Source organism: Coprococcus phoceensis, from assembly GCF_900104635.1.
In the GTDB taxonomy this organism is placed as follows: Bacteria; Bacillota; Clostridia; order Lachnospirales; family Lachnospiraceae; genus Faecalimonas; species Faecalimonas phoceensis.
This window is the reverse complement of the sequence record NZ_FNWC01000006.1, coordinates 314,462-340,374: the sequence shown is the minus strand read 5'-3', so window position 1 is coordinate 340,374 and position 25,913 is coordinate 314,462. Positions and strand designations below refer to the sequence as shown.

Annotated in this window: 26 protein-coding genes and 2 pseudogenes; 7 read left to right on the top strand and 21 right to left on the bottom strand. The window is 38.5% G+C overall.

Going from position 1 to position 25,913, the window contains the following annotated elements:
- Positions 1-58 precede the first annotated feature (58 nt).
- The 5 genes from BQ5364_RS02545 to BQ5364_RS02525 form a co-directional block, all read right to left on the bottom strand.
- Positions 59-568 (bottom strand): signal peptidase I, encoded by a 510-nt coding sequence (locus tag BQ5364_RS02545; RefSeq protein ID WP_071143566.1) that lies wholly within the window; start codon positions 566-568, stop codon positions 59-61.
- A gap of 23 nt (positions 569-591) precedes the next feature.
- Positions 592-915 (bottom strand): hypothetical protein, encoded by a 324-nt coding sequence (locus tag BQ5364_RS02540; protein ID WP_071143565.1) that lies wholly within the window; start codon positions 913-915, stop codon positions 592-594.
- Between the two features lie 494 nt (positions 916-1,409).
- The gene (gene galE, locus BQ5364_RS02535; protein ID WP_004612962.1) at positions 1,410-2,426 is read right to left on the bottom strand and encodes a UDP-glucose 4-epimerase GalE; all 1,017 of its coding nucleotides are present in this window, start codon (positions 2,424-2,426) and stop codon (positions 1,410-1,412) included.
- A gap of 116 nt (positions 2,427-2,542) precedes the next feature.
- Entirely contained in the window at positions 2,543-3,658 is a 1,116-nt protein-coding gene (locus tag BQ5364_RS02530) for a phosphotransferase enzyme family protein (protein ID WP_004612963.1), read from the bottom strand.
- Entirely contained in the window at positions 3,658-4,584 is a 927-nt protein-coding gene (locus BQ5364_RS02525; RefSeq protein WP_004612964.1) for a nucleotidyltransferase family protein, read from the bottom strand. Before BQ5364_RS02525 ends, BQ5364_RS02530 begins: the two co-directional genes overlap by 1 nt.
- A 178-nt stretch (positions 4,585-4,762) precedes the next feature.
- Here BQ5364_RS02525 and BQ5364_RS02520 point away from each other — a divergent pair, with 178 nt between their 5' ends.
- Positions 4,763-5,617 carry an AraC family transcriptional regulator gene (locus tag BQ5364_RS02520; protein WP_004612965.1) on the top strand — a complete coding sequence of 285 codons (855 nt, stop codon included), beginning with the start codon at positions 4,763-4,765 and terminating at the stop codon, positions 5,615-5,617.
- 24 nt (positions 5,618-5,641) lie between these two features.
- Here BQ5364_RS02520 and BQ5364_RS18055 read toward each other — a convergent pair whose 3' ends face one another.
- The 4 genes from BQ5364_RS18055 to BQ5364_RS02505 all read right to left on the bottom strand — a co-directional run bounded on the left by BQ5364_RS18055 (position 5,642) and on the right by BQ5364_RS02505 (position 9,052).
- Positions 5,642-5,809 (bottom strand): DUF6903 family protein, encoded by a 168-nt coding sequence (locus tag BQ5364_RS18055; protein WP_004612966.1) that lies wholly within the window; start codon positions 5,807-5,809, stop codon positions 5,642-5,644.
- Between the two features lie 12 nt (positions 5,810-5,821).
- Complete coding sequence (locus BQ5364_RS02515) at positions 5,822-6,688, bottom strand: carbohydrate ABC transporter permease (protein ID WP_004612967.1); 867 nt, start codon at positions 6,686-6,688, stop codon at positions 5,822-5,824.
- A gap of 17 nt (positions 6,689-6,705) precedes the next feature.
- On the bottom strand, positions 6,706-7,596 hold the full coding sequence (locus tag BQ5364_RS02510) for a carbohydrate ABC transporter permease (RefSeq protein WP_004612968.1): 891 nt from the start codon (positions 7,594-7,596) through the stop codon (positions 6,706-6,708).
- A gap of 91 nt (positions 7,597-7,687) precedes the next feature.
- A complete protein-coding gene (locus tag BQ5364_RS02505; RefSeq protein WP_004612969.1) occupies positions 7,688-9,052 on the bottom strand; it encodes a carbohydrate ABC transporter substrate-binding protein in 1,365 nt (454 codons plus the stop codon).
- 224 nt (positions 9,053-9,276) lie between these two features.
- On the opposite strand from BQ5364_RS02505, the gene BQ5364_RS02500 reads away from it, so the two are divergent.
- Entirely contained in the window at positions 9,277-10,731 is a 1,455-nt protein-coding gene (locus BQ5364_RS02500) for an arylsulfatase (RefSeq protein ID WP_022250986.1), read from the top strand.
- A gap of 94 nt (positions 10,732-10,825) precedes the next feature.
- Here the strand turns inward: BQ5364_RS02500 and BQ5364_RS18250 are convergent.
- The 7 genes and pseudogenes from BQ5364_RS18250 to BQ5364_RS02470 form a co-directional block, all read right to left on the bottom strand.
- A pseudogene (locus BQ5364_RS18250) lies at positions 10,826-11,210 on the bottom strand (hypothetical protein).
- Positions 11,211-11,277: 67 nt separating this feature from the next.
- Positions 11,278-11,519, bottom strand: a pseudogene (locus BQ5364_RS18245) (tetrahydrofolate dehydrogenase/cyclohydrolase catalytic domain-containing protein).
- Between the two features lie 407 nt (positions 11,520-11,926).
- Entirely contained in the window at positions 11,927-13,108 is a 1,182-nt protein-coding gene (locus BQ5364_RS02490) for a hypothetical protein (RefSeq protein WP_235837112.1), read from the bottom strand.
- 35 nt (positions 13,109-13,143) lie between these two features.
- Positions 13,144-13,899: a transposase gene (locus BQ5364_RS18240; protein WP_071143563.1), complete on the bottom strand. Its 756-nt coding sequence runs from the start codon at positions 13,897-13,899 to the stop codon at positions 13,144-13,146.
- Positions 13,900-14,109: 210 nt separating this feature from the next.
- Positions 14,110-14,700 (bottom strand): transposase, encoded by a 591-nt coding sequence (locus BQ5364_RS18235; protein ID WP_235837111.1) that lies wholly within the window; start codon positions 14,698-14,700, stop codon positions 14,110-14,112.
- 89 nt (positions 14,701-14,789) lie between these two features.
- Entirely contained in the window at positions 14,790-16,469 is a 1,680-nt protein-coding gene (locus BQ5364_RS02475) for a glycoside hydrolase family 101 beta sandwich domain-containing protein (RefSeq protein ID WP_136017785.1), read from the bottom strand.
- Positions 16,470-16,507: 38 nt separating this feature from the next.
- Positions 16,508-17,266, bottom strand: a complete 759-nt coding sequence (locus BQ5364_RS02470; protein WP_071143561.1) for a transposase — start codon at positions 17,264-17,266, stop codon at positions 16,508-16,510.
- 275 nt (positions 17,267-17,541) lie between these two features.
- Here BQ5364_RS02470 and BQ5364_RS02465 point away from each other — a divergent pair, with 275 nt between their 5' ends.
- Together BQ5364_RS02465 and BQ5364_RS02460 are read left to right on the top strand one after the other, a co-directional pair.
- A complete protein-coding gene (locus tag BQ5364_RS02465; RefSeq protein WP_004612974.1) occupies positions 17,542-17,760 on the top strand; it encodes a hypothetical protein in 219 nt (72 codons plus the stop codon).
- Complete coding sequence (locus tag BQ5364_RS02460; protein ID WP_004612975.1) at positions 17,757-18,419, top strand: helix-turn-helix transcriptional regulator; 663 nt, start codon at positions 17,757-17,759, stop codon at positions 18,417-18,419. The genes BQ5364_RS02465 and BQ5364_RS02460 overlap by 4 nt, the downstream gene beginning before the upstream one ends.
- A gap of 69 nt (positions 18,420-18,488) precedes the next feature.
- Here the strand turns inward: BQ5364_RS02460 and gnpA are convergent, their stop codons facing one another.
- Positions 18,489-20,651 (bottom strand): 1,3-beta-galactosyl-N-acetylhexosamine phosphorylase, encoded by a 2,163-nt coding sequence (gnpA, locus tag BQ5364_RS02455; protein WP_004612976.1) that lies wholly within the window; start codon positions 20,649-20,651, stop codon positions 18,489-18,491.
- Positions 20,652-20,911: 260 nt separating this feature from the next.
- Here gnpA and BQ5364_RS02450 point away from each other — a divergent pair, with 260 nt between their 5' ends.
- Positions 20,912-21,835 (top strand): AraC family transcriptional regulator, encoded by a 924-nt coding sequence (locus BQ5364_RS02450; protein WP_004612977.1) that lies wholly within the window; start codon positions 20,912-20,914, stop codon positions 21,833-21,835.
- 22 nt (positions 21,836-21,857) lie between these two features.
- On the opposite strand, the gene BQ5364_RS02445 is transcribed toward BQ5364_RS02450, so the two are convergent.
- Both BQ5364_RS02445 and BQ5364_RS02440 read right to left on the bottom strand, forming a co-directional pair.
- The gene (locus tag BQ5364_RS02445) at positions 21,858-22,943 is read right to left on the bottom strand and encodes a radical SAM/SPASM domain-containing protein (RefSeq protein WP_004612978.1); all 1,086 of its coding nucleotides are present in this window, start codon (positions 22,941-22,943) and stop codon (positions 21,858-21,860) included.
- Positions 22,940-23,845, bottom strand: a complete 906-nt coding sequence (locus tag BQ5364_RS02440; protein WP_004612979.1) for a LysR family transcriptional regulator — start codon at positions 23,843-23,845, stop codon at positions 22,940-22,942. Before BQ5364_RS02440 ends, BQ5364_RS02445 begins: the two co-directional genes overlap by 4 nt.
- 104 nt (positions 23,846-23,949) lie before the next feature.
- Between BQ5364_RS02440 and BQ5364_RS02435 the strand changes: the two genes are divergently transcribed.
- Together BQ5364_RS02435 and BQ5364_RS02430 are read left to right on the top strand one after the other, a co-directional pair.
- Positions 23,950-24,528 (top strand): chromate transporter, encoded by a 579-nt coding sequence (locus BQ5364_RS02435; RefSeq protein ID WP_004612980.1) that lies wholly within the window; start codon positions 23,950-23,952, stop codon positions 24,526-24,528.
- Positions 24,525-25,088 (top strand): chromate transporter, encoded by a 564-nt coding sequence (locus BQ5364_RS02430; protein ID WP_004612981.1) that lies wholly within the window; start codon positions 24,525-24,527, stop codon positions 25,086-25,088. Before BQ5364_RS02435 ends, BQ5364_RS02430 begins: the two co-directional genes overlap by 4 nt.
- Before the next feature lie 55 nt (positions 25,089-25,143).
- Here BQ5364_RS02430 and rpsR read toward each other — a convergent pair whose 3' ends face one another.
- Together rpsR and BQ5364_RS02420 are read right to left on the bottom strand one after the other, a co-directional pair.
- A complete protein-coding gene (gene rpsR / locus BQ5364_RS02425) occupies positions 25,144-25,407 on the bottom strand; it encodes a 30S ribosomal protein S18 (RefSeq protein ID WP_004612982.1) in 264 nt (87 codons plus the stop codon).
- Between the two features lie 65 nt (positions 25,408-25,472).
- Complete coding sequence (locus tag BQ5364_RS02420; RefSeq protein WP_071143560.1) at positions 25,473-25,910, bottom strand: single-stranded DNA-binding protein; 438 nt, start codon at positions 25,908-25,910, stop codon at positions 25,473-25,475.
- Positions 25,911-25,913: the final 3 nt, after the last annotated feature.

Here is a 25,913-nt window from a genome sequence, read left to right as displayed (position 1 = left end):
ACACCAAAAAAACAGGTAAAAATACTCTTTATCAAAGCATTTTCACCTGTTTTGAATCTTATTGCTCCTTTGAACTCCCTTTCAGTTTCCCGGCAATCACATGTAACACCAGCGCCAGCAAAATCATACTCCCCGCTGCGATTTTTCCCGGAACAGTAACAACCGCCGCCAGTATTCCGCCAAGCACCGGCACACTCAAAGTGACTTTCCCAAGGAAGTTCTCATAGCTTACCGGCTCCATATCCTCTTTTGCATTCGCATCCCCTTTGGTGACAAACTCACCGGATACACTGTTGTTTGACACAACACGGTGCGTGATGATTGAACCATTCTCTAAAGAGCCGTAAAATGCAATCACATCACCTTTTTCGATTCCGGACGGAGCCGTATTTCTTACATATACAAGGCTGCCTGTCGGAATTGCCGGCTCCATACTTCCACTGATCACTGTGTAGATCTGATACCCCGCAATCCGCGGAACTGTCAGCGGAATACATACGACAATGACAAGCGCCAGAAGAATTGTTCCCACGACACTGCACACCGTCGCTGCAATTGGTTTTTTCATCTGGTCTCTCCCTTTAGAATGTCTTATTTCTTTTTAAATCGTTCCACATATACAAATCCGGCTGCCGCCAATGCAGTTGCTGCTGCCACTGCGATTGTTGCATAGATTGGAATACGGTTTGTTGTGCTTCCCGGACGATCCAGATCTTTGTTGTCCAAAGGCACATCTTCATCGTCCAAATCTACTACATTTTGTGGAACATCCTCGTCCGGAACTTCTGTTGTGCCCTGCGCGTCTCCGTTTGCTGTATTTCCACCGGTTGTTGTTCCCACATTTTGTCCGGCATTGCCGCCTGCGGTTCCTGTCGTTCCGTCCGGTCTTGTGATCACTTCTGTCTCAGTTGTCACCGTATCCTCCGGAACCGGCTATATACGAATGTAAATACATTTTCTGCTTCATTCTTGCTCAAGGTCTTTGTCAGGTTGTAAGCCTGTGGCTGATAACCCTCAATATAGTGGTAGGCAACCATCGGTCTGTCGCCGACGTTTCCGTATAAAACCTCCTCTTATGAAATTGTTCAGGAGATTTCCTTCCTCGAAAACTCCTGCTTGTAAAATTTGTGAATTGAAAGCATGAATTTTCTGAAAGGACGGATTTTTCTAAAATCCGCTATATGAAATGTACTAGATTCCGGTTAGAATAAATAGAAAATATAATGCTTTTTTTCATCATATCATTGAACTCTCTGGCTTGCAAGAACTTTTAAAGCGCTCCTTGCAAAGCATCTTTTATTACACAGGATGCAGCTTCCTTGCATAGAATATAAAACACCACGCAACTGAGGTGACCCCCAAAAGTTAGACTTTTGGGGGTCGGTTCAAACCGCGTGGTGTCTCACATTTTATTCAGCATATCCTTCTGGATTATTTGACTGCCATCTCCAAGAATCCTCGCACATCTCATCAAGTCCTCTTTCTGCTACCCAGCCAAGTTCTTCTTTCGCTTTTGTTGGGTCTGCATAACATGATGCAATATCGCCAGGTCTTCTCGCCTTGATCTGATATGGAATCTCTTTTCCGCATGCTTTTCCGAATGCTTTTACCATATCAAGTACAGAGTATCCGTTTCCTGTTCCAAGATTGTAAACTTTCACTCCTGCTTTTTCTTCAATTTTCTTCAAAGCTTTTACGTGTCCAAGTGCAAGGTCTACTACGTGGATGTAATCACGTACCCCTGTTCCATCCGGTGTATCATAATCATCACCGAACACTCCAAGGCATTCCAATTTGCCAACCGCTACCTGTGTGATGTATGGCATTAAGTTGTTTGGGATTCCTTTTGGATTCTCTCCGATTGTTCCGCTCTTATGTGCTCCAACTGGATTGAAGTAACGAAGTAATACTACGTTCCATTCTGAATCTGCTGTATGAAGATCTGTTAAAATCTGTTCCAGCATTGATTTTGACCATCCATATGGATTTGTGCACTGTCCTTTTGGGCATTCTTCTGTGATCGGTACGAATGCAGGATCTCCATAAACTGTTGCAGAAGAGCTGAAGATAATGTTCTTCACGCCTGCATTTCTCATCGCATCACAAAGCACCAAAGTTCCTGCAATATTGTTATCATAATATTCTAATGGCTTTGCTACAGATTCACCTACTGATTTCAATCCTGCAAAATGAATTACTGCATCAATATCTTCTTTCTCAAAGATATTTTTCATCGCTTCTGCATCACGAATATCTGCTTCATAGAACTTAATTGTCTTTCCGACAATCTTTTCCACACGGTCTAACGCTTCTTTACAAGAATTACATAAATTGTCTACTACAACCACATCATATCCTGCACTGATCAGTTCAATACATGTATGGCTTCCGATATATCCTGCTCCACCTGTTACTAAAATCGTCATAATTGTATCCTCCTTTTAATCATCTTGTTAACAAGGACGAGAGTTTTTCTCCCGCCCTTTATTATAATACTTCACTCTAATATATACAACTATTTTGTTTCAAAACATTTTTTCTGTTATGAATTGTATTTTTTAATAATTTCCTGCATTGTATCCCATTTTGCTTCCATGTCTTCCACCAGTTTAAACTGTGTACGACATCTGTCAAGGTTATGGTTCTCTCTGTGGATCTTAAAGTATGTATCTCCCTGAAGGTGGTCAGTAAGGAATCTCATACCACATTCAAATGTCATTACTTTTGCTCCCATCGGCATCATTTCAATTTCTTTCTGTGTCAATTTGCCGCCGCATCCTTCAATGAAACCTTTTGCATACACATCAAACAATTCCATATCACAAGATACTTTTGAAAGATCCTGCTCGTCTTCTGCTGCTGTGCTTGCACCAAAACGGATAGAATCACCAAAGTCATTCATTGCAAGTCCTGGCATAACAGTGTCTAAGTCAATCACACAGATACCTTTTCCTGTCTTGTCATCAATCATGATGTTATTCAATTTTGTGTCATTGTGAGTAACACGAAGTGGAAGTTCTCCATTTGCAAGCATATCTCCGAATACATTTGCAACGTCTTCATGTGCAAGTACAAAATCGATTTCTTTCTGTACAGATGCTGCACGTCCGCACACATCTTCTTCTACCGCTTTCTTGAATGTAGCAAATCTTGCTTTTGTATCATGGAAGCCTACAATTGTCTCGTGAAGTGTCTCTGCCGGATAGTCTGCAAGCAGTCTTTGGAAATTACCAAATGAAACTGCGCTCTGATAGAAATCCTCCGGTGTCTCTACCTGATCATAGCTTGTTGCCCCTTCGATGAATTTATATGCTCTCCAGTAATCTCCCTGTGAATCCACAAAATATGGTCTGTTTGCTACAGTGCGAATTACGTTCAAAGTCTCTCTTTCCGGGTCTCCACCGTTCTCGATAATCTTTTTGCGCAGATAAGAAGTCACTCCTAAAACATTCTCCATAAGTTCTACCGGTTTTGTAAAAATGGATTTGTTCATGCACTGTAAGATCACGCGCAGTCTTCCCATCTCCCCGATATCAAATGTCAAAAGGAATGTATCATTGATGTGTCCGTTTCCATATGGTCTTTGTTCAATCAATGTCCCTTCAAATCTAAAATTTGCAATTGCTTCATCTATTTGTCTATCTGAAATTCTTCCCATTATTTTTCTCCCCACAGGTTCTCTGGATACAAACCTGATTCTTTCATATTTTTAATCGCATTCACTACAACCGGTTTATCTTCTTTATATGTCACTCCGTACCATTTGTCTGCTGATGTCAGAACTGCCACTGTTGCACGGTCTTCTGCAAGCAGATTACTTACAACTGTCGGAAGGAAGTATTCACATTTCAAAGGATTTGTCTTAAGTCCTTCATCTAAAAATGCTGTAAATCCGTTCTTAATCTCCTGAAGGATGCTTGCTGTGAATCCCCACATATTCATAGAAACAATGCTTCCTTTTGGAAGTTCTGTCCATGTCTCTCCTTCATCTTCTGTGTACGCCGCTCCGTCTCCTTTTTTCTCGATGCGTGTTCTTTCCACAACGCTCACAAGTTCTCCGGCTTCATTCATCGTGCAGACACCACGTGCCACATGACCGTTCTCAGTCAATGTATTTTCTAATTGATAACCTACCATTGTGTAACGGAATTTATCATCGTCTTCGTGTGTTGACAGATAGTCATAAATTTTCTGGAATGCATCTCTTCCATAGTAATCATCTGCATTGATTACTGCGAAAGGTCCGTCAATCTCATCGATACAGCTGAATACTGCATGTGCTGTTCCCCATGGTTTCACACGTCCTTCAGGCACTTCATATCCTTCCGGCAAGTTATGTAAATCCTGGAATACATAAGACACTTCCATTACTTCTTCCATACGTTTTCCGACAGCCTCTTTAAAATCAGCCTCATTTTCTTTTTTAATGATAAATACTACTTTTTCAAATCCCGCTTTTTTTGCATCATAGATTGAGAAATCCATAATGATATGACCTTGCTCGTCCACCGGATCAATCTGTTTTAATCCGCCATATCTGCTTCCCATTCCTGCTGCCATAATTACTAATACTGGTTTTTTCATGATTAAGACCTCCAAACCCCAATTTCTTTTCTATCTTTTATTCTAGTACAAATGTCTTTAAAAATCTTTATCTGATTAATCTCTATGTTTGTATTATTTACACTTTTTCTTTGCATTCTAGAATTCTATAAGATATAATATCATTAAAAACGCCTAAAATACAAGGGAGAAGATTTATATGAGCAATCGACGTTATGGTCTTGAGGAGACCGAACTTGAAAAACTGAATATCCGTTTACTATATATCACTCAAGCTCGATATGATACAGACTGGCACAGCATTGCCCATACGCATCATTTTACAGAATTATTCTATGTCGTTCAGGGCAGTGGCTATTTTCTTGTGGAGGATAAAAAATTTCCGGTCAAAGAAGATGACCTCGTCATCATCAACCCAAATGTTTCTCATACAGAGCTGGGCAGCAAAGGCAGACCACTTGAGTATATCGCACTTGGAATCAACGGCCTGAAATTCAAAGATGGGAATCTTGACACCACCTATGATTACAGTCTGCATAATTTTCATGAATATAAAGAAGAATTCTCTTTTTACTTAAAGACACTTCTTCGGGAGATTCAAAATAAAGGAGAGTATTTCGAAACTGTCTGCCAAAATTTATTGGAGGCGCTTGTATTAACATTGGTTAGAAGAACAAAGAAACAGCTGTCATTCACACCAACAAAAAAGATTACAAAAGAATGTCGTTTTGTCGAACAATATATTGATGAGCATTTTATGGAAGATATTACACTTCAGACGCTGAGTGATCTCACTTATTTGAACAAATATTATCTTGTTCATGCATTTAAAAACTATAAGGGAGTGTCTCCAATCAATTATTTGATTAACCGAAGACTTGTTGAAGCCAAACATTTACTTGCTACAACCAATTATCCAATCTCCAAAATTGCAGCTTCCATCGGCTTTTCTTCCCAATCCTATTTTTCCCAGGTTTTTCGAAAAGAGACAGGCATGTCGCCAAATGCCTACCGACAAAATGAAGAGTTACAAAAAGACACCGGACAATCATAATCCGGTGTCTTTCTATCATAATCTCTATTTATATCTGTGGTTGTATACGAACAAAAGAGTCAGCAGCCCAACAAGTCCAACAAGTTCCATCACAAGACCTGAGACTGAGATATTTCTTTGTCCAATAATGATCAGAGCCAGGCAGACAACAAATACGATAATCATAATAATGTTTCTTACTGCATTATTCATCTCATCTACCTCCTAACCTTTCAATCCACCGAGAGTCATACCCTCTGTCAAACGTTTCTGAACACAAATGTACAGAATCAACGTTGGCAACATAACGATTACAAGACCTGCATACATGATACCATAGTTTGTTGCTGTTCTCTCTACTGCCATCAGGTTCTTAAGTCCCATAGCAAGAGTGTCATTACCATCCATCAATGTGTAAGCAATGATATATTCATTCCAGAATGACAGGAAGTTAAACAAGATTACTGTAATAATACTTGGTTTTGCCATTGGAATCATAATCTTTGTCATCGTCTTAAAGTGACCACATCCATCGATGTAAGCGGCTTCCTCAAATCCTTTTGGAAGTGTCTTAAAGTAGCCACTCAACAGATAAATCGTAAATGGAAGGGCACTTGTCGCATAGATAACTGCCAAAATAAAACGGTTATTCAAAAAGAACTCTACTCCCAACGCTCTGTTTGCAGAACTTAACATCAAGAAAATCGGCACTACAATGTAGTTGATGTTTACAAAAAGTCCCGCCATAAATGCACCGTTTAAAAATTTTCTTCCTTTAAAATTAAATCTTGCAAGTACATAAGATGCCGGAAGTGCAAGCACCAACAGCAGTAACAATGCAATTGCTGTTACAATTACAGAATTCAAAAAGAAAGTTCCCATGTTTGCATCTTGGAATGCCGTGATAAAGTTCTGATAATGAAACGTCTTCGGCAAAGCCCACGGATTTACATCTCCACCAATGAATTCTGCATTTTTTTTCAAACTCGCCATAAATACCCATGCAACTGGCACAATAATGGAAACTGCCAAGGCAAAAAGAGCTACATAGATTAATATTTTAGATATAATTTTTCCTGGTTTTTTCTTCATCTTTTCGCTCTCCCTTCCTAAAATTCATATACTTCACGGTCAGTAATTTTATTCACAATTCCTGATAATACAAATGAGAAGATAAATACTACTACACCGATTGCCATTCCGTATCCGTATGCACCATTTCCATATGCCTGTTTATACATATAGTTCAAGAATACTTCTGTTTTTCCATTCGGTCCACCATCTGACATAATCTGAACAAACAAGAAACTCAAGTTGATTGTACTGATAATGTAGAATGTAAGTGTTGTACGGATATTGCTCCAAATCAACGGGAATGTAATCTTAGAGAACATCTGAAGTTCTGTTGCACCATCAAGCGATGCCGCCTCATAATAATCCGGTGGAATTGCAGCCATACTTGCCATATACATAACCATATAATAACCGATTGCCTGCCATACCAACGCAAAAATTACCGAATAGATTACAATGTTAGATTCGGACATCCAGTTTCTCGCCAAGGCATCTAACCCGATTGCTCTCAAAAATGTGTTTAACAAACCAGTAGTCGGATTATAAATCGCTCCAAAAATACCAGCAATAACAACTATACTTAAAATATTAGGAATGTAAAAAATAATTCTAAAAAAGTTGTTTCCCTTAAAGTTTCCTCTCTGTAATAATGTTGCAAATAAAATTGCAAGCACAATTGTGCAGATTGTCACAAGAACAATAATCAAAATAGAGTTCTGCATCGCCTGTAAGAAGTTCTTGTCTCCCATTAATGTCTTAAAGTTCTCAAATCCAATAAATGTTTGTTTATTTGTAATACCTCCCATACGATACAATGACATTCTAAATACATTGACTGTAGGGATAAAAATAAACAGAGATACTAAAATAACTGCTGGAGCAAGACAAATAAAAATAAATTTTCTTTCTGCGCTTTTTCTGTTCATATATCTTCCTCTTTCTCCTAGAAAAGCGGTGAGTTATTGGAACTCACCGCTTTTAATAAACATTCAAAATTTACTTTGAGTCTTATCTTAATTATTGAAGATTCTCTAAGCATTTTGTCCATGCATCAATCAATTGTTGTTGATAAGCGTCTGCTGTTAAGTCACCAGTGTTAAGTGCATCAATTGCTCCGTATACTGTCCCTTTCATATCAAAGCCATCGATAGCTTTTGTTGTTGCCCAAGTACCAGCTACTGCATTATATCCTTCTGAAGATGCTAATGTGTATGTATCTTTAACAACACCATCCTCCAATTTGTCAGATGCCCCAAGAACTGGTGACACAATCGGTGTTGCGACTTTTTCGCCTGTTTCTTTATTCTCAACTTTGTTAGCTAACATAAGATCTACTACTTCATCTGAGTACATGAATTTGATAAATTCTTTTGCTAATTCCATGTTAGGAGCTTCAGCCGGTACCCACATTTGCTCTGTAAATGTGTAGATATAATTCTCCTGATCAGCTGTAAATTTCGGCGGTGCCATCATTCCCCAGTTAAATCCTTCCGGAGTAGAGTTTGCCATCTCTCCAATCACCCAGTTACCGTTTGGCATAAATAATGCCTTATTATCAATTACTGCCTGCTGATTAATTTTGAATCCACCGTCAGCATTTGCATTTGCAACTGTATCTGACCATAAATATTCTGGTGAAGCCAATTTAGCAATTGTATCAATAACTTGTTTTCCTTCTGCTGATGTCCATGTGTTTGCATCATAGTTAACAGCTTTGTTGTAGAATTCCATTCCACCAGCCTGAGCTAACATCTGATACATTGTTGCATCAAAATAACCTGGTTGTGGATATGTAAATAATGCAATTCCATCTTCTTTTGCCTGTTCACCAAGTGCAAAGAACTCATCCCATGTTGTTGGAAGTGTGTATTTTCCTTCACCAAACATGTCTTTGTTGTACCATAATCCTGTTGGTGTATAGATAATCGGTGCAAGATAAACTTTTCCGTCACCATATGGCTGAGCTGCAGCATTTTCTGTAATGCCACCAACCAACTTGGATTTCAGTTCATCATCAAACACATCTGAAATATCTGCGATTGCATGCTCTTTTAACATCGTCTCTGTGAAACCGCTTTTTTGTCCTAAGTTGTAGTATACAACGTCCGGAATATCTCCATTCTGGAAATCTTTTGTAAGATCCTTGTCCAATTCAGAAGATAACTCTAACTGAACGTCTACATCTTCGTGAGATTCTTCAAAAGCCTTTTCAATATTTTCCCAAATTTCAGTACCGTTACCACCTTCAAAAGCAGCAAACTTTAATACTTTTTTTCCATCTTCATTTGCATCTTTACTATCGTCTTTGCTTCCGCAACCAACTGCCATAGATGCAACCATAGCCACTGAAAGTAACATAGCTACAACTTTTTTCATTTTCATAACAATTTCCTCCTTAATTGTTCATTCTGTTTATTTCTTGATATTTATCTTACACCACTACCGTCATTTTTTCTATACGAATTTTGCTCTATATTTTATATATATTGCTTTTCCATCCATATTTTTAGATTAATTACTCAAAAAGATTGCTTTTCCGACAAAAACTTTTTATCATATTAAATAAGAAGATTTTTATTATATTTATAGAAAGGATTTATGCTTTTATGACACAACCTAATATTTTACTTCTTATGTGCGATCAATTCCGTGGGGACTGTTTATCGTACTCCGGACACCCAGATGTAAAAACTCCTTACCTTGACAGTCTGGCTGCACAGGGCGTTTCTTTTGATAATGCCTACTCATCCTGTCCAAGTTGTATTCCGGCAAGAGTGGCACTGTTTACCGGGAAGAGTCAGGAAGGGCACGGTCGCGTCGGTTATGAGGATGGAATCGACTGGAATTACGAACATATGATGGCAGAGGAATTCAGCTCAAACGGTTACCAGACAGAATGTATTGGAAAAATGCATGTGCACCCCGCAAGAAAGCACTGCGGCTTTCAAGGTCTCAAACTCCACGATGGATATCTCGGGCATTATCGCAGTCAAAACATTCCGCATCATCAGCATCAAGAGGTTACAGACGACTATCTCTATTACTTAAAAGACAAGCTCGGACAACATGCTGACATTACCTCAACTGGGCCGGAATGTAACTCCTGGATTGTGCATCCTTGGATCTATGACGAAAAATTGCATCCCACCAACTGGACAGCAGACGAAAGCATCCGTTTTTTGCAAACCCGCGACAGAACAAGACCATTTTTTTTAATGACTTCTTTTGTCCGTCCTCACCAGCCTTTCGATCCGCCACAAACCTATTTTGATTTGTATAGAGACAAGGAACTGCGAGCTCCGGCACAGGGAGATTGGGTAGACCCTACCCTCACCGAAAAGTACGGTTTTATAAAAGATTCTATTTTTGGCTGCAATGATTCCGAATCACGCCGCCTTGCAATGGCCGGATATTATGCATGCATCACACATGTGGATCACCAAATTGGGCGCATTCTCACCGCACTCGCCGAAACAGGCGACTATAACAATACTATAGTCTTATTTTTGGCAGACCACGGAGAATTGCTTTTTGATAATAACTTCTATCGAAAAGCACTCCCTTATGAAGGAAGCACACACATTCCTTTACTTGTGCACGTCGGAAAAAATGTTCAGAACATTACACCTTTCCGAAGCGACACACTCACAGAATTACGGGATATCATGCCTACAATCTTAGATTTTGCCGGCATTCCAATTCCCGACAGCGTGGATGGTTTTTCACTTGCACCTGAAATTCTTGGAGAAGAGAAAAACGAACGCGAATTTCTCCACGGCGAACATAGTTTTCACTCTAGCTTATCTTCTCAGTTCATCGTAACTAAAACAGATAAATACATATGGTACAGTGAAAAAAATGAAGAACAATATTTTAATCTAGAAAAAGATCCAAGAGAAGAGCATAATGCAATCAACGATACCAAATATCAAGAACGGATTGCATACCTTAGAAGCGTCTTAATTCAGGAACTGAAAGATCGCGAAGAGGGCTACAGTGACGGAGCTTCCCTCAAAACAGGATGCACTCCTTTAAATAGCCTTTCACACATCTTGAAATGATTATGCTTCTTATAAAATCAATTATCGCTACGCCAAACAAACAGTTTGACGTAGCAATAATTAGTTGGAATCAGCACATAAATTCCCACTATGACTACTTATTCATTTTGCCACTATATGCCTGCATGATATTTTCCAATAACATAGCCCTTGTTACAAATCCATCACCTTTTGAAACAGGCGTGATATATGAAACTTTTTCCATTACATCATTCAACTCCACATCTCCACATAACTTTCCATTTTTGTCTCGGTTCATTTCCACATCAATAACAACTGTTCCTTGCTTTAACCATTCTTTTTTCACTAACTTTGCTTGCCCCATAGCAGATACCACAATATCCGCTTGTCTCACTTCTTCCCAAAACAACAGCTTTTTTCCCTTGAGGATTCTCTAACCCAATTTCTTCTAAAATTCGGATAATTCCTTTCGGCGCACAAGGAACAAACGTGTTATCTCCGATATATAATTTACCCACATTTTGCGTATGAAAACCGTCCACATCTTTTATCTTTTAGCGGACTAATTGTTTCAAGCACACGTTTTTAATCAATATATTCCGGCAGTGGTAACTGTACCAGTATTCCATCAACAGTATCATCCGTATTTAATTCTCGTATTTTAGATAAAAGGTCATTCTCTGAAATATAATCATATCTCAAAGTAGTGTTGAGTATTCCAACTTCCTCACAATCCTTACTTTTCCTTTAACATACGCATTACTTGCTTGGTTATTACCTACTAAGATGACCACTAGTTTAGGTAATCTTTGATTTTTTTCTTGCAATTTATCAATATCTCCTTTTATTTTGCCTTTAATTTTTTCTGATATATCTTCTATAAATTATTTTTTCATGGTATTTTCCTTTCGTATATTTTATCAGTATCGTTCTCTCCAGAGTAGTCAAATAAAATTCAAAATTTTTGCTTTATATCAAATACCATTTTTTCTTTGTTCCTTTTCTTTTCAGTTATACAATAGTATAATAATACGTTAGGTAAACAATCAAGGAGATTGAATTTATGAGAAATAAAAATTATTATTCAAACGGTTCGCCCCAAAACATGATAAAAGTATATAAACATCAAGAACAATTATTAGACAAAAAAATCAAATCTGTAAACTCTTTAAAATGAAACAGCCTCGATATTAACGCACTGTCAATATCGAGGCCACCTACTCAAAAATAAATTTTATTTAATTTTCTTTTTTTTCGCATTGATTACAATAACAATTACTAAAGCAGTTATCATCCACACAACAACCGACACTCCTGTTGTATCTCCTGTTGTTGGTGTTTTATCATTTTCCTCCTGACCTGCATTCGGTTTTTGCGAATCAACTTTCTTTTCCTGCAAACCATCAATTGCTGCACGAAGCATCTTTTCTGCCGCTTTCACTTCTGCGTCAGAAGTATTTTTATTTTCAAATACTGATTTTGCATTTGCCAGTGCTGCAGTAAAAGCTTCTGCTGTCTCATCTGTATACTTGTCAATATCAATCTTTTCCGCCTCGTTAATCAAATCCTCCAGCTTACTCTTATCAGGAATCTCTCTCAGTTCAAAAATCGCCTGACGAAGTGAATTATATGCCGCATTTACCTCATCCTGTGTTGCTTCAACAGTATCATATACTTTTTGTGCCGCAGCTCTTGCTGCCATAAAGGCATCAGCTGTTGCCTCTGTATACTGATCAATTCTATCTGCATATTTTTGAGAATTTTCCAACAAATCTTTTAATTTTGTTTTATCTGCCAAAACAATGTCTTCTAATCCGTTTATTGCAGCAAGTAATGCTTCTCTTGCAGCGTCAATTTCTTCTTGAAGTATATTTCCTGACGCAATAATCTCTTCTGCTTTTGCAATTGCATCATTTAATACCTGTACAGATTCTGGCGTTTTCCCTTCTGTATTTGTTGTCTTTACTAGTTCTAATGCAAGTTCCAAGTCCTCTGTATTTCCTGTAAATCCTAACAAGTGTACATTGGCAAGAAGTGCATCATAAGCAGCATCCACCTCTGACTGCTCTGCTTTTGTGTCTTCTAATACTGTTTTCGCTTCTGCAAGTGTTTTTTCAAACAATTCTTTCACTACATCCACAACATCTTCATATTCTGCCTTTTCTTTTTGGCTTTCTGCATATGCAACTAAAGCTTCTAAGTTTGATTTATCTACAGATGGTTCTGGTTCTGTAGTAACCTCCGTCACTCGGATATTATCAAGTACAAATGTTGCTCTTGCATCGCTGCTTCCTTCTGCATTTCTGCTCAGTGTCAGATAAATTCCCGTTTCATTTGTCGCATCTACTTCAAACTCTAACACTTCTGTTGACGGTCTCGCATTGAATCCTTCGCCTGTAATTGTACTTGGTTTCAATGGATGAGATTCAATCACTTCTCCATTTGCATGTCTCACATCAATATGATGTTGGGGTCAAAACCATAAAGAACTTTGCTCCTATTTCTATAGCACCTTGAAAAATTCATACGAGGTATCTTTTCCAAATGGTAATTTCTGCGTATATTTGATGGAACAGTTTCCACCCCATTACGAAGCCTTGCATAATTTTTGAATTCTTCGCTGTTCATGTTCCGTTGGATTTTCGCGCGTTCATGTGCTGCTTTGGATGTTACTATTTTTGCAACCTGCTTAAAGATCTTCGGCTTGCATTGATCCCGATATGGACAGCTGACACACTGCTCATGCCGAAAGGAAACGGCACACTGATTGCTTTGGTTCATATAAGAACAGCTTTTCGGTTCATGACCCGCAGTACACCGGAGGACTTTTGTTCCCTCTTCGTTGAATTCAAAATCCGCAAGGATATCCGGAGCCGGCTTCCCTGTCAGACTTGTGGTAATCAGTTCTACATTTTTATCAGCTGCAAGTTGTGTGTTTTCTATCCCACTATATGCCCCATCCGTGGCTATAACAGTCCGTTCTTTCTGTTTATCCATTTGCTCAAGGTGCTCCTGGATAAATTGACTGTCACTATGGTTGTTTTGCTCATACTGGTACTCTGTTACAACAGAACCATTAGTTCCAACAGATTCTTCAAGATTGGCAGCATATCCTCGATGCTCTTTTCCTGCTTTATTCCTGAAAGTTGCTTCAGGGTCAGGAGGATTCTGTAGCATGGTTGATTTCATGCCGCCGTCTTCTTTCATGCGAAGTCTTCGGCTTTCATTTTCAACAATAGTCTGTTCCGATAGACATCTGACAAACAGATCATACTCTGTTCAATCATTGTAAGCAGACTCACACAAGGCAAGAAGTTTATCTGCATCCGTTAAGAACTGCTTCATGCGCTCATCTGTATCAGTACTTCGCTGATGATAGATCACTTTGTTAAAGTCATTCGGATCAATATAATGTTTTCAATCGTCAGGCAGAGCAGAGACATTGATTTTATTCACGTACATCGCCAGCTTTGCGATACAGGTGTATATCAGCTCCATCCGGCTAAGTTTGCGGATGTTGGATTCGATCATCATGGAATCCATACGTCTGACTTTACCGCTGATCCCCATCAGTTTTGCAATAGAAGTACTTAACTCCTTCACACAATCGTGGTAGAGATCCTTGTTGTGAAGCGTTTCGTAATCGTAACACCGTTTACGGAAACGGCTCAATGTTTTGTCACTCAAAGGCTGTTCTTCAAAACTTGTTGTGTGCAGTGCGTACTGAATCCGAAAATCCAACATAAGATTTTCAACCATCTCATCATCGGAATAATCAAAAAGCTCTTTAATAATGAGTGCACCAACAATCACGTTAACCGGAGTATTCGGTCTGGATGCCTTATCACTGTATAAGACAGAAAAACGCTTTTCATCAATGGCAGGAAATATTTCATCGGCAAAGACTTTTGCCCAGGATTTTTCCAGTGCTTTTTGTTCTCTGGCAGTTAATCCAGAACAACTATCTGTAAATGACATTTGCTGGTAAGCGTTTTCTTTGAATGACATAGAGATTACCTTCTTTCCTGCTAAGATATCTCTATTATACAGCAAGTAAACCATTTAGGCTTGTATTTACTACAAAATATATGAACTTTTCAAGGTACTATAGAGGGGCTTTTGACCCCAACATCATCAATATTAAAGTATGATTTTTCCAACGGATAATTGTATCCTACATGTTTTCCGCTTTCTGCTTCTAATTGCTCATGATAAGTTGCATGATCCATTTGCACCACATATTTATTTCCTTGTTTAAAATCAATCGTGCTAGGAAGTGTACGCATAAGCACACCAGTACCGGTCTGGCGACCTTTCAGTGAAACGAGATTGTCCTCATCCTCTGTTCCATCTACATTATCCAATGTATAATATTTCATTTGACCGCCTTCCGGATTCTTGTAAGCTAAATGAGTCCATGGCTGTCCTCCCACCTGAGAAATAAATGGTCCCCAGTTTTCATCCACATTTTCAAAATCTTCGAAGTAATAATATTCCTCTTCTTCTGCTTTTGGCGCTGTAAGCCATTCCCAGCAGCGGAAATCATCTACATATACCGGCTGTTCTCCTGCTTCTGCCGAAAAACTAATTGTTGCTTCTTTTACACCTTCCGGAATAGTAATATCAACTTTAACTCTCTGATAGTTTTTCCCATTATATTTAGACGGTCTCACCTTAATCGGAATTCCTGCTGTTGTCTCAACACTTGCTTCCTCAACTTCTTTTCCTGCTTTCACAGTTAATTTCGGAGAACGTATTCCCTCTGCCATTGTCCATGCCGAGAATGAATATGTTTTTCCCGATTCCACTGTCACGTTTTGCGAAATCGAGCCTGCTACTTGTTCTGCAAACATTACACGAGCATTTCCTTTTGTGCCTGTAATAGTTGTGTCAATTGTAATTTGCTCTTTTGTTCCTTCTGTTACAGTCTTTTCCCAACCATCAAATGTTTTTCCTGAGAAACCAAAGTTTTCAATTGCACTTCCATATCCCCAAGGATGTTCTTCCGATGTAGGAAGCATTACAGTTGCTCCGTCTTTTTTCATTACAGAGCCATCCGCATTATAGCGATGTGCCTGTGCTGCTTTCTCTTTTACCAAAATATAAGGTATCGACAAATCTAGCTGCAATGTTACCTGTCCATTTTGTACTGCCACTTCACCTACATAACTTCTTCCGTTTTCTGTAAGCTGATATAACTGTGCTGTTGTTACATCTTCCCAACTATTTGGAACGCTCCATGTACTTGTTCCATTTACATCATTATAGCAATAAATTTTATCTTCCACTTCCGGACTCCACGGAATAAAAATTTCTGCACTCTTTGGTGCAACCGGATTTCCGGACTGTTCATGGTATGCTTTTAAATTGCTTGTATTGATTTTTGCCAACAACTTCTCATCTTTATAAACCAAAGTGTAGTCTCCCTCTACCTTTGTTTTCACATTATCCGAGAACATTGCTTCTTTATTTACATCCCATTTTAATAAATCAAAATGCTGTAAGTATTTTGTAGGAAGATTATTTCTATAAAATACTCTCTCTCCTTCATTGAAATCATTTACATTTCGCCAGTCTGCAACCCCCGGCATCAAAGCTCCCAACAAAGCGCGATCCGGTGCAGCCAAGTCTCCAACTCCATGTGTCACAAATTTCAGAACTTCACTTTGTCCGCCGCCAGTAGAATAATACATATCCGTATTCCAATGAACAAAATTAATTAACTGATTAAAATCACCCAACGCTTCCGTTCCAACACTTGCTCCATTTTCATTCATATATCTATAAATGAGCAAATTTGAAAAATTGCACAAAACTACACTGCGAATTTCATAAATAAATCAAAATCATTACTTTCCTTTGCGCATTGAAAAAGATAACGATACTTTTCCAGCTGAATGGTATCACAGATTTCGTGATATCCAATTTCAAACGAGCAGAATCTACCAGTACCTACTGCACACATGAAATGTGCCAGTGACATAAGCAGCCAGTACCTTTTGATTCCCGATGGATACAGCAAACGGTTTGTTTTCAAAGCACCGATGGTATGGAACCCTCTCTGTGCAAAGGTATTGATTATCTTTTCAGAAACATACCAGCAGTCACAAAGAAAATAGGACATTACCGGTGGAACAGGCAGCTCCTTTGCAATGCTTTGTACAATGTCAATCTTGGAAATTGACTTATTGTACATTACAAAAGCATAGTTCAGAACAATGCCATTGCAGGAAAGCATAACAGCAACTGCCTGATGCCCGTAATCCTGTTTTCCCTTTAAATGGGATTGGTGAAAATACGCATCTTCAATCGGATGTAAAGCCCGTGACGAAGGCTTTGTCTTTGAAGCGATCGTATCGTCCACAATACAGAAAACAGGCTTTCCGGTGCGTGCTGCTTCCGAATAAATAATCTCAATGACAGAGCATTTTAACGTATCTGAAAGTAATGAATCATCCCATTTTCCGGAATTGAGGAAATGGACAATCGTAGTTCTGTGACAGGAACTGTTTTTAGCAAGGTCCGTGGTTTTTCCATGATATCCTGAAATGAAAATACTGATTAGGATACTCATAAGATGGTTTACTACTCGGTTCGAATAAAATTTGCATAAGTTTAATTTTTTAAACTGGTTGTATATGAATGAGGAATGATGTATAGTATTTGCGAGAGACACCTTCTTTCGTAAATGTTGCAAATGTTTGTTTTGGCACTTTCATTATACAACACTATCGAATTCAAGGTGTCTTTCTTTTATGCAAAATCACGAACTTGCTCATTTATAGTTCTTAATTTATTGTATAATTACAGGTACAGGTATAAAGATTCCACAGTTTTGAGGTGTGCATTATGTTAGATCATTTAGATACTTTTTTAGAAATACAAGGATTCTACAGGATTCACTATTTAGAATTATCTTCCGGATACCAAAAACCTTCCATTCCTTATTTCGGTTTTTCTCTTACATATATTGATAAAGGAACTGCCTTTATTCACTTACAGAATACTTTGACCGAAATGGAACAAGGGAACGGAATTTTACTCCCCCCAATGCAGATAACGAAATGAAAATTATTGGAAAAGCTGCTAACATTTACATTGTCGTGTTCGAATGTAATTCCAAATTGCTTAATCAAATAACAAATAAGATTTTTCCTGTCAACGGAATTATCCGAAGCTATTTAAAAGTTATATTAAAAGAAGCTAAATTTGCCTATAAAAACGATTTGAGAATATTCGATTACAACGAATTAATCGAAAATCCCAATGCTCCTTCGGGTGCCAAACAAATGCTAAAAAATTATGCCGAATTATTATTAATCGAAATCCTCCGACAAAGTGAGGAAAATTTTGAAAATAGTTATTCCGAACTCATACGAGAAACTCTCATTATGCAAAATATCGACAGCAACTTCTTCTTTGAGCAGATTGTAAATTACTTAGAAGCGCATATCAGCGAGTCGCTGACTTTAGAACAGATCAGCGCGGATAACTTTACAAATATTTCTAAAATCCAAAGGGTTTTTCGCGAATGTTCTAATGAAGGTGTAATCTCCTTTTTTCAAAAAATGAAAATTGAAAAAGCAAAAACTTTAATTCGTGAAACTCCCATGAATTTCACGGAAATTTCTGAATTTCTTGGCTTTTCCTCTGTACATCATTTTTCCAAAAAATTCAAACAGTTAGTAAAAATGTCTCCTTCCGCATATCAGCGTTTTATCAAGTAGCACTTCAAAAAAACAAGGGAGATACAAGCATCAATTTGCCTGTATCTCCCTCGTTTTTATTTACCACTATTAAATTTCGTACCAAATGATTTCATTTGCATCTAAATCTAAATCAAAGCTTGTTCCGTCACCTTTATATACTGTTGTGCTCTGTGGTTCATATGTGTTGTTTACAACACAATATTTTCCATTTTTCACATAAGCATGTACTTCCACATTGAAGTTTGTGCTGAACCATTTGTGAAGATTGTCCTCATCATGTGCTGACCAAAGAATAGAACGATACAACAGACGGCTGTTCTCAAAGCTGTATGGAAGACCGCTGATATATACACAACGTCCGTTACCAAAATCATTTACTGCCATCTGAACTTCTTTATCAATCTGTCTTAAGATTGTTGTTCCGTCCAATGCGAAGATATTCTTCTGTCCTTCTCCGAAATCAATGTCTTTTGTGCAGTCTTCTTTGATAAAGTGATCATGTTCTTCCCAGTTATATTTATCTGTATTTAAGTTAAATCCGTTTTCTTTTTCTACACCAAGTGCATTTGCAAGCTGGAAGTAACGTCCTTCCCACTGGTAAGCTGTCGGCTCACCAACACCGATAAATCCACCACCGTTGTAGATAAATTCTTTCACTGCTGTTACGATTGTCTCGTCTGCCCATGCAGAACCACCGCTGTGTGCTGTGTATGCGCCACCTACGTTGATGATAACGTCAATATCATTTAACACCTTCGGATCATTTTTGATATCATCAAAGCTGATGAAACGTACATCAAATGGTGCTCCGGAAAGCGCCTCTACGATTCCTGCATAAGAATAGTTCTGTTTTTGATATAAAGCGTGGTGAACCATGTGATTGCCCCATGCTCTCATCTTGCCCCAGCTGTTCAACACTGCAACTGTCTTCACGCAGTATGGAGTTGTTCCTTTAATGTTTTCGTATAATGTACGGAATTCATCACACACACTTTCCACATAGTCAATAAACTCAGGGAAGTCTAAAGCAAGTTTCAAATATCCGCCATATCCGATTCTGTCGATTGGTTTTCTAAGAATCGCACGTCTTGCTGTTACCCAGTTTACTTTTGCTTCTTTTACCGGATCTCCGCCTTCGTGGAATGTATCCGGGAAGAAGTATGGAAGGAAACGTCCTTCTGTATATTTTACGTTTGGAATATCACTGATCAGACGAAGTGTAGAACCATTACCAACACTTCCTACTACAGCATCCAAACCAACGGATTTGAATTCATCCATGAATGGTTCCATACCGATCCAGTGATCGCCAAGGAACATCATTGCTTCTTTACCCATCTCATGTGTGATGTCTACCATCTCTTTTGCAAGTTTTGCAACTTCTCTTCTTTGGAATGCTTGGAAGTCTTTGAACTCTTTTGATGGAATACGATACTGGTTGTTCATGTAACCTTGATCGATAATGTATTCAGGTCTGAATTTATATCCAACTTCCTGTTCAAACTGTTCCAAAATATATGGACTTACTGATGCTGAATATCCGTACCAGTCTACATATTTTTCTCTTGCAAGTTCATCGAAAATCAATGTGAACTGATGGAAAAATGTTGTATAACGAATAACATCAATATGCGGATTGTCTTCGATGTATTTGCGAAGACGCTTCATTGTAAATTCTTTTGTCTTTGGCTGACGAACGTCGAATGTGATCTGTTTTTCCACACCTTGCCAGTCATTGATTACTGCATTGTACATATGTACCGGATCCCACATAATGTATGCAAGAAAACTTACTGTATAATCATGGAATTTCTTTGCGTTGTGAATTGTGACATCTCCTGTCTCCTCACTGTAATCCCACTCTTCTACCGGAACAACTTCACCTGTTGTACGGTCAATGACTTCCCACCATCTTCTGATATCATCGTAAGAATTTACTTTCAACATATCTGGATATAAGTGATCCATCAAGTGGATAGATAACTCAGCTTCCACAGCTGTATGGAAAGATGTCATAATGTACATCTGCTGAATCTCATCTGGATTCGCCTTTGCCCATGCATTATCTTTTCTTGTTGTGTAATATGTAGAATACACTTTCGCATCCACATCTCTTAATTCTGCCGGATAGTCTGTTCCATCACAGTCACGGATCGCATCTGCTCCCCAACGTTTTACCAGTTCCAATGTCTCAGGAACTACGTCCACATCTGTAGGAATTGTAACTCTTCCTCTTAACTTTTCGCTCATAACGAAACTCCTTTCTTCGTACACCTCAATTTATACAGACAGTATAATTTAGTTTTTTCTATAAATCTACTCAATTGTTGCTGGTTTTTTTATTAATATTGTTTTTATAGCAAATTTTTAATAATTCACCTGTCATTTTTTGTAAAACATGCTCTATTTTTACAGAAATCTCACATATCATAAGTTGATTTTTCCAAAAAATCCGATTATACTTGTCATATCAGATACTAGACTTGATGAGAGACAAGGTGGAATAAGACATGAATTATAAAAGTATTGATTTAAAAGACTGCATTACTGTCGATAAGATTTTTACGATACACTATTTTGAATATATGAGTGACTTTTCTTTTCCAGGAGAGTCACATGATTTTTGGGAATTTATATGTGTAGACAAAGGTGACGTAAAGATTCGGATGGGTGATTCAGATATCATCTTAAAAAAAGGGCAGGTTGCCTTTCATAAGCCAAACGAATTTCACACCGTAGATGCAACAGGTACATCCGCGCCGAATCTGGTTGTGATTTCTTTTCGCTGCACGAATCCGGCAATGTCCTTTTTCAAAGAAAAGGTTTTAAAAATCGACGAATTAGAAAGAACTATTTTAGCTGACATTATCGCCGAAGCAAAAACAGTGTTCAAAGGACGGCTTGACGATCCTTATCAGACTGAGATGATTCGCTCAGCTTCTGCCACACCGGATGCCGAGCAACTGATTAAGATCCATTTAGAATATTTCCTGATTCACTTAATGAGAAGATACAACCAGACATCTGCAGTGCACTCTAACAGCACAGTTCCAGCTTTAAAAGTAACTAAGATGAAAAGTGATACGGAAGTGTTGAACCGAATTATTCATTATATGGAGACACACTTGAATTCGCGGATTACGATTGAGCAGATTTGCAAGGATAATATGATTGGACGCTCACAGCTTCAAAAATTATTCCAGCAAAAGACCGGTTTGGGTATTATCGAATATTTCTCCAACATGAAGATTGAGTCCGCAAAGGAGATGATTCGAACGGGGCATATGAATTTTACGCAAATTTCCGAACAGCTGGGGTATGCATCTATACATTATTTTTCAAGACAATTCAAAAAAATTACAGATATGACTCCTTCCGAATATGCTTCCTCTATCAAAGCTATGGCAGAAGGGGCTTTTGAGGAAAAAATATAAAAAACGGGCAAAACCCGTTTTTTTATATTTCTCGTGCAATAATCTGCAATGTCGGATATGCATACTCCAAAAATTCTCGATAGGCACACCCATCTTCCCACAAATAACTCCCCTGTTGGCGTTTACACCCACCTCGGCATATTTTCCAGAACGGACAGTCTTCGCAACTTCTTTCTGTCTTATTTTTTTTCTCCCAAAACCGTTTCCATCCATCGGAATTTCCTATTTCTTCTACACTGTGCTCCACAACATTGCCGCAACAGTATTCATCCAAAACATAAAAATCACACGGATACACGCTTCCATCTGCCTCTACAACAAACTGCATATTACAACTCCCCAACATCCCACACTGGTTTGGCACACGGTCAGTCAGCATTAACAAAATATTATCAAAAAGCGAAATACTTCTATATTCTCCTTTTCTATAATCTTCTAGCCATAAATCATACAGTGTCTTATAAAATTTTGCATATCCGTCCGGTCTCAATTGATACTCTGTCTTACAATGCAATTCTCCAAGACACGGTATACATTGCACATAGGAAAAACCTTGATTTTTTAAAAATGAATAAAACGCCTTTGCATGCTTGGATAATTTCTGTGTGATCACTGCTAAAATATTGAATTCTACCCCATATCGTCTCAAAACATCAATTCCATTCATAATATTCCTGTATATTCCGCTACCTTCACTATCTATTCTGAATTCATTCGTATTAGACTCATATCCATCAAGAGAAACTCCAACTAAAAATTGATTTTCCCGAAAGAAAACTCCCCACTCGTCATCTAGTAATGTTCCGTTTGTCTGAAGAACGTAACAGATTGTCCTGTTCTTTTTCTTACTATCGACATATACGACAAACTCTCGATAATACGAAAGCCCTGCTAGCGTTGGCTCCCCTCCTTGAAAAGCGAACACTACTGTCCCATCCTCATCCACCGCTTCAAATATTCTGTCAATTAAATGCTTCATCACCCCTTTCGTCATCACTCCATAAGACATCTGCTCCCTCTGCCTGCTCACATCTTCATAAAAACAATAACGACATCTCAGATTACAAAGTGAAGATGCTGGTTTGATCAACACTGACAAAAACTTCATACCCTTTCCTCCTCACAGAATACCATTGGTATTTTTTCTTTACACAATTCCATAAATCCTTTCGCTGCAGGCGTGAGATACTTTTTCTTATGATACGCAATCGAAAATTGCCGAGACAAATGAAATTCTTCCACTTGCAGCTGCTTGACCAATCCCCTTGCAAGCTCATCCCTTACCAAAAGATATGGCAAAATGGATATCCCCAATTTTTTTGCCACAGCTCGAATGATTGCCTGCGTACTGACACTCTCCCAAATCACTCTGTGATGAATCTGATGATATCCCAAGCTTTCCTCTATCATTTCCCGCACAGCGCTCCCCCGTTCCCTTAAAATCATCGGATACCTTTCCAAATCTATCAAGGAAATCTTTTCTTGCTTTACAAGTTCACTATTCGCTGCACAAATCAAGCACAAAGGATCTTCCATCAAATGCTCCATCTGAATTTGCTCATATTCTGTTTTTCCCTCTATCAATGCCAAATCCACTTCATTATTCAGTATATACTGTTCTATTGTCTTCGTGTTGCATACAGATACTTTGATCTCCACCTCCCGATATCTTTTCTGAAACTCCTCAATTAACTGAGGCAATATAAAATTTCCAATTGTAATACTTGAACCAATTCTCAATGTTCCTTTATTATTCCATGTCTTAACCTCCGTCTCCATCTCATCAAACATAGATACAATATGAAGCGCGTAATCGTAAAGCCATTTTCCTTGCTCTGTAATAGAAAGACGTTTTCCAATTCGGTCAAACAGCCTTATGTGATAGTAATTTTCCAGCTCTTGAATTGCTAAACTCACAGACGGCTGAGATACATGTAAAATTTCAGAAGCTTTTGTAATGCTTTCTTTTTGAAAAACAATCACAAAGGTCCTGAGATGTCTGATTGTCATAAATACCTCCTCTTATAAGCATTTCATTATAGATAATATAAAATAATACTATTTGCATTATATGATAACACCAACTATACTACTTGTATAGGAGGTTTTAATCTATGGAACAAAGCATAAGTAAAAAACAACTTTTGAAAAAATTATTTTTTTCCACATTATATCTCAGCACATTTACTTTTGGAGGAGGATACGTCATCGTCTCATTGATGAAAACAAAATTTGTAGATGAGCTTCATTGGATTGACGAGACTGAAATGCTGGATTTGATTGCAATTGCACAATCTTCCCCAGGAGCTGTAGCCGTCAATGGTGCCATTGTCGTAGGCTATAAATTGTGCAGAATTCCAGGTGTATTTTTTTCAATTCTCGGCGCAATTATCCCACCATTTTTCATTATCTCAATCATTTCTGGATTTTACACTTTATTTCAGGAAAATGAGGCTGTTCAAGCTCTCTTGAGCGGAATGCGCTCCGGCGTCGGTGCCGTAATCGTATCCGTCGTGTGGGACATGGGATCCGGAATCGTAAAACAGAAAAAAATTGCTCCGATTCTCATCATGCTTTGCGCATTCATTGCAAACTATTACTTAAAAATCAATATTGTTCTTATTATTTTAATATGCATTATATTGGCAGCAGCAAAAGCCATTATCACAGAACGGAGGAGAAGTCACAAATGATCTATTTACAATTATTCTTAAGCTATCTGCAGATCGGAGCATTTAGTTTTGGCGGCGGTTATGCCGCAATGCCTCTCATTCAGGCGCAAGTTGTTGAAAAATATCACTGGCTCAGCATGACAGAATTTGGCGATCTTGTGACGATTGCCGAGATGACGCCCGGACCGATCGCCATAAACTCCGCAACCTTCGTCGGCACACAGGTCGCCGGACTTTCCGGGGCACTCATCGCAACACTCGGATGTATTCTGCCATCCTGCATCATCGTTACTCTACTTGCAAAAATTTATATCCAATACCGCAATGTAAAAATCATGCAGGATATTCTCGGCACACTCCGCCCGGTTGTCGTCTCTATGATTGCTGTGGCAGGACTCGGAATCCTAAGCTCGGTATTCTTTCTTTCCGGAAAGTTCGCACCCGCTTTGTCTAACTTTAATATCCGAGGCATTATTTTCTTTGCCGGTGCTCTCCTCTGCCTTCGCAAAACAAAGCTCAGCCCGATTCTCATCATGGTCGGCTGCGGTATTTTAGAACTGCTTTATCAAACAATTTTTTAACCACAAAAAAGAGCGAAGTCAAAACTGACTTCACTCTTTTTACATTCTTATAAAATTACTCTTGTACGTATGGCATTAAAGCGATATGTCTTGCTCTCTTGATAGCTACTGTAAGAGCTCTCTGATGTTTTGCACAGTTTCCTGTGATTCTTCTTGGAAGAATTTTTCCTCTTTCAGAAACATATTTTCTTAATTTAGCCACATCTTTGTAATCGATTTCGTTATTTTCTTTTCCACAGAATACACAAACTTTTTTTCTTCTGCGTCCGCCTCTTCTCTTCATTGGAGAATCTGCTTTATTACCTTTATCGTAAGCCATTGTCAATACCTCCTATTTTACTCATCGAACACGACTGTTAAAATTTACTACACAATCAATATCGTCTAGCTGAATGGTAATTCCTCATCAATTCCGTCTGGAATATTCATGAATCCATCTCCGATGTCTGCACTTGGTGATGGACTAGGACTTGCCTGGTATCCACTGTTTGATGCGCTGGCCGCTTTGCTCTCTGCAAATTCCTGTTCCTCAACAACAACATCTGTTGTGTAAACTCTCACGCCGTCTTTGTTCGTATAGCTTCCTGTCTGAATACGACCGGTTACCGCAATCTTCACTCCCTGGCGCAAATACTTCTCTGCAAATTCTGCCACTTTTCCGAAAGATACACAGTTGATAAAATCTGCTGTTGCATCTCCGTCACGTTTGAAACGGCGGTCAACTGCCAATGTATATCTGGCAACTGCATTTGCACTCTCGCCCTGCGAATATCTAACTTCTGGATCTCTTGTTAAACGTCCCATTAAAATTACTTTATTCATACG

Bases quoted from the DNA above. Each gene is read 5' to 3' on its own strand.
- BQ5364_RS02510 (WP_004612968.1), bottom strand. From the start codon at position 7,596: ATGAACAGAAAAAGCGCAGAAAGAAAATTTATTTTTATTTGTCTTGCT.
- BQ5364_RS02440 (WP_004612979.1), bottom strand. From the start codon at position 23,845: ATGACAATCAGACATCTCAGGACCTTTGTGATTGTTTTTCAAAAAGAA.
- BQ5364_RS02435 (WP_004612980.1), top strand. From the start codon at position 23,950: ATGGAACAAAGCATAAGTAAAAAACAACTTTTGAAAAAATTATTTTTT.
- BQ5364_RS18240 (WP_071143563.1), bottom strand. From the start codon at position 13,899: ATGAAAGAAGACGGCGGCATGAAATCAACCATGCTACAGAATCCTCCT.
- BQ5364_RS02445 (WP_004612978.1), bottom strand. From the start codon at position 22,943: ATGAAGTTTTTGTCAGTGTTGATCAAACCAGCATCTTCACTTTGTAAT.
- BQ5364_RS02525 (WP_004612964.1), bottom strand. From the start codon at position 4,584: ATGAAAAAACCAGTATTAGTAATTATGGCAGCAGGAATGGGAAGCAGA.
- BQ5364_RS02475 (WP_136017785.1), bottom strand. From the start codon at position 16,469: ATGAATGAAAATGGAGCAAGTGTTGGAACGGAAGCGTTGGGTGATTTT.
- rpsR (WP_004612982.1), bottom strand. From the start codon at position 25,407: ATGGCTTACGATAAAGGTAATAAAGCAGATTCTCCAATGAAGAGAAGA.
- galE (WP_004612962.1), bottom strand. From the start codon at position 2,426: ATGACGATTTTAGTAACAGGTGGAGCAGGATATATCGGAAGCCATACA.
- BQ5364_RS02515 (WP_004612967.1), bottom strand. From the start codon at position 6,688: ATGAAGAAAAAACCAGGAAAAATTATATCTAAAATATTAATCTATGTA.
- BQ5364_RS18055 (WP_004612966.1), bottom strand. From the start codon at position 5,809: ATGAATAATGCAGTAAGAAACATTATTATGATTATCGTATTTGTTGTC.
- BQ5364_RS02505 (WP_004612969.1), bottom strand. From the start codon at position 9,052: ATGAAAATGAAAAAAGTTGTAGCTATGTTACTTTCAGTGGCTATGGTT.
- BQ5364_RS02450 (WP_004612977.1), top strand. From the start codon at position 20,912: ATGAATTATAAAAGTATTGATTTAAAAGACTGCATTACTGTCGATAAG.
- BQ5364_RS02420 (WP_071143560.1), bottom strand. From the start codon at position 25,910: ATGAATAAAGTAATTTTAATGGGACGTTTAACAAGAGATCCAGAAGTT.
- BQ5364_RS18235 (WP_235837111.1), bottom strand. From the start codon at position 14,700: ATGTCATTCAAAGAAAACGCTTACCAGCAAATGTCATTTACAGATAGT.
- BQ5364_RS02465 (WP_004612974.1), top strand. From the start codon at position 17,542: ATGTTAGATCATTTAGATACTTTTTTAGAAATACAAGGATTCTACAGG.
- gnpA (WP_004612976.1), bottom strand. From the start codon at position 20,651: ATGAGCGAAAAGTTAAGAGGAAGAGTTACAATTCCTACAGATGTGGAC.
- BQ5364_RS02430 (WP_004612981.1), top strand. From the start codon at position 24,525: ATGATCTATTTACAATTATTCTTAAGCTATCTGCAGATCGGAGCATTT.
- BQ5364_RS02530 (WP_004612963.1), bottom strand. From the start codon at position 3,658: ATGGGAAGAATTTCAGATAGACAAATAGATGAAGCAATTGCAAATTTT.
- BQ5364_RS02545 (WP_071143566.1), bottom strand. From the start codon at position 568: ATGAAAAAACCAATTGCAGCGACGGTGTGCAGTGTCGTGGGAACAATT.
- BQ5364_RS02460 (WP_004612975.1), top strand. From the start codon at position 17,757: ATGAAAATTATTGGAAAAGCTGCTAACATTTACATTGTCGTGTTCGAA.
- BQ5364_RS02500 (WP_022250986.1), top strand. From the start codon at position 9,277: ATGACACAACCTAATATTTTACTTCTTATGTGCGATCAATTCCGTGGG.
- BQ5364_RS02520 (WP_004612965.1), top strand. From the start codon at position 4,763: ATGAGCAATCGACGTTATGGTCTTGAGGAGACCGAACTTGAAAAACTG.
- BQ5364_RS02470 (WP_071143561.1), bottom strand. From the start codon at position 17,266: ATGAGTATCCTAATCAGTATTTTCATTTCAGGATATCATGGAAAAACC.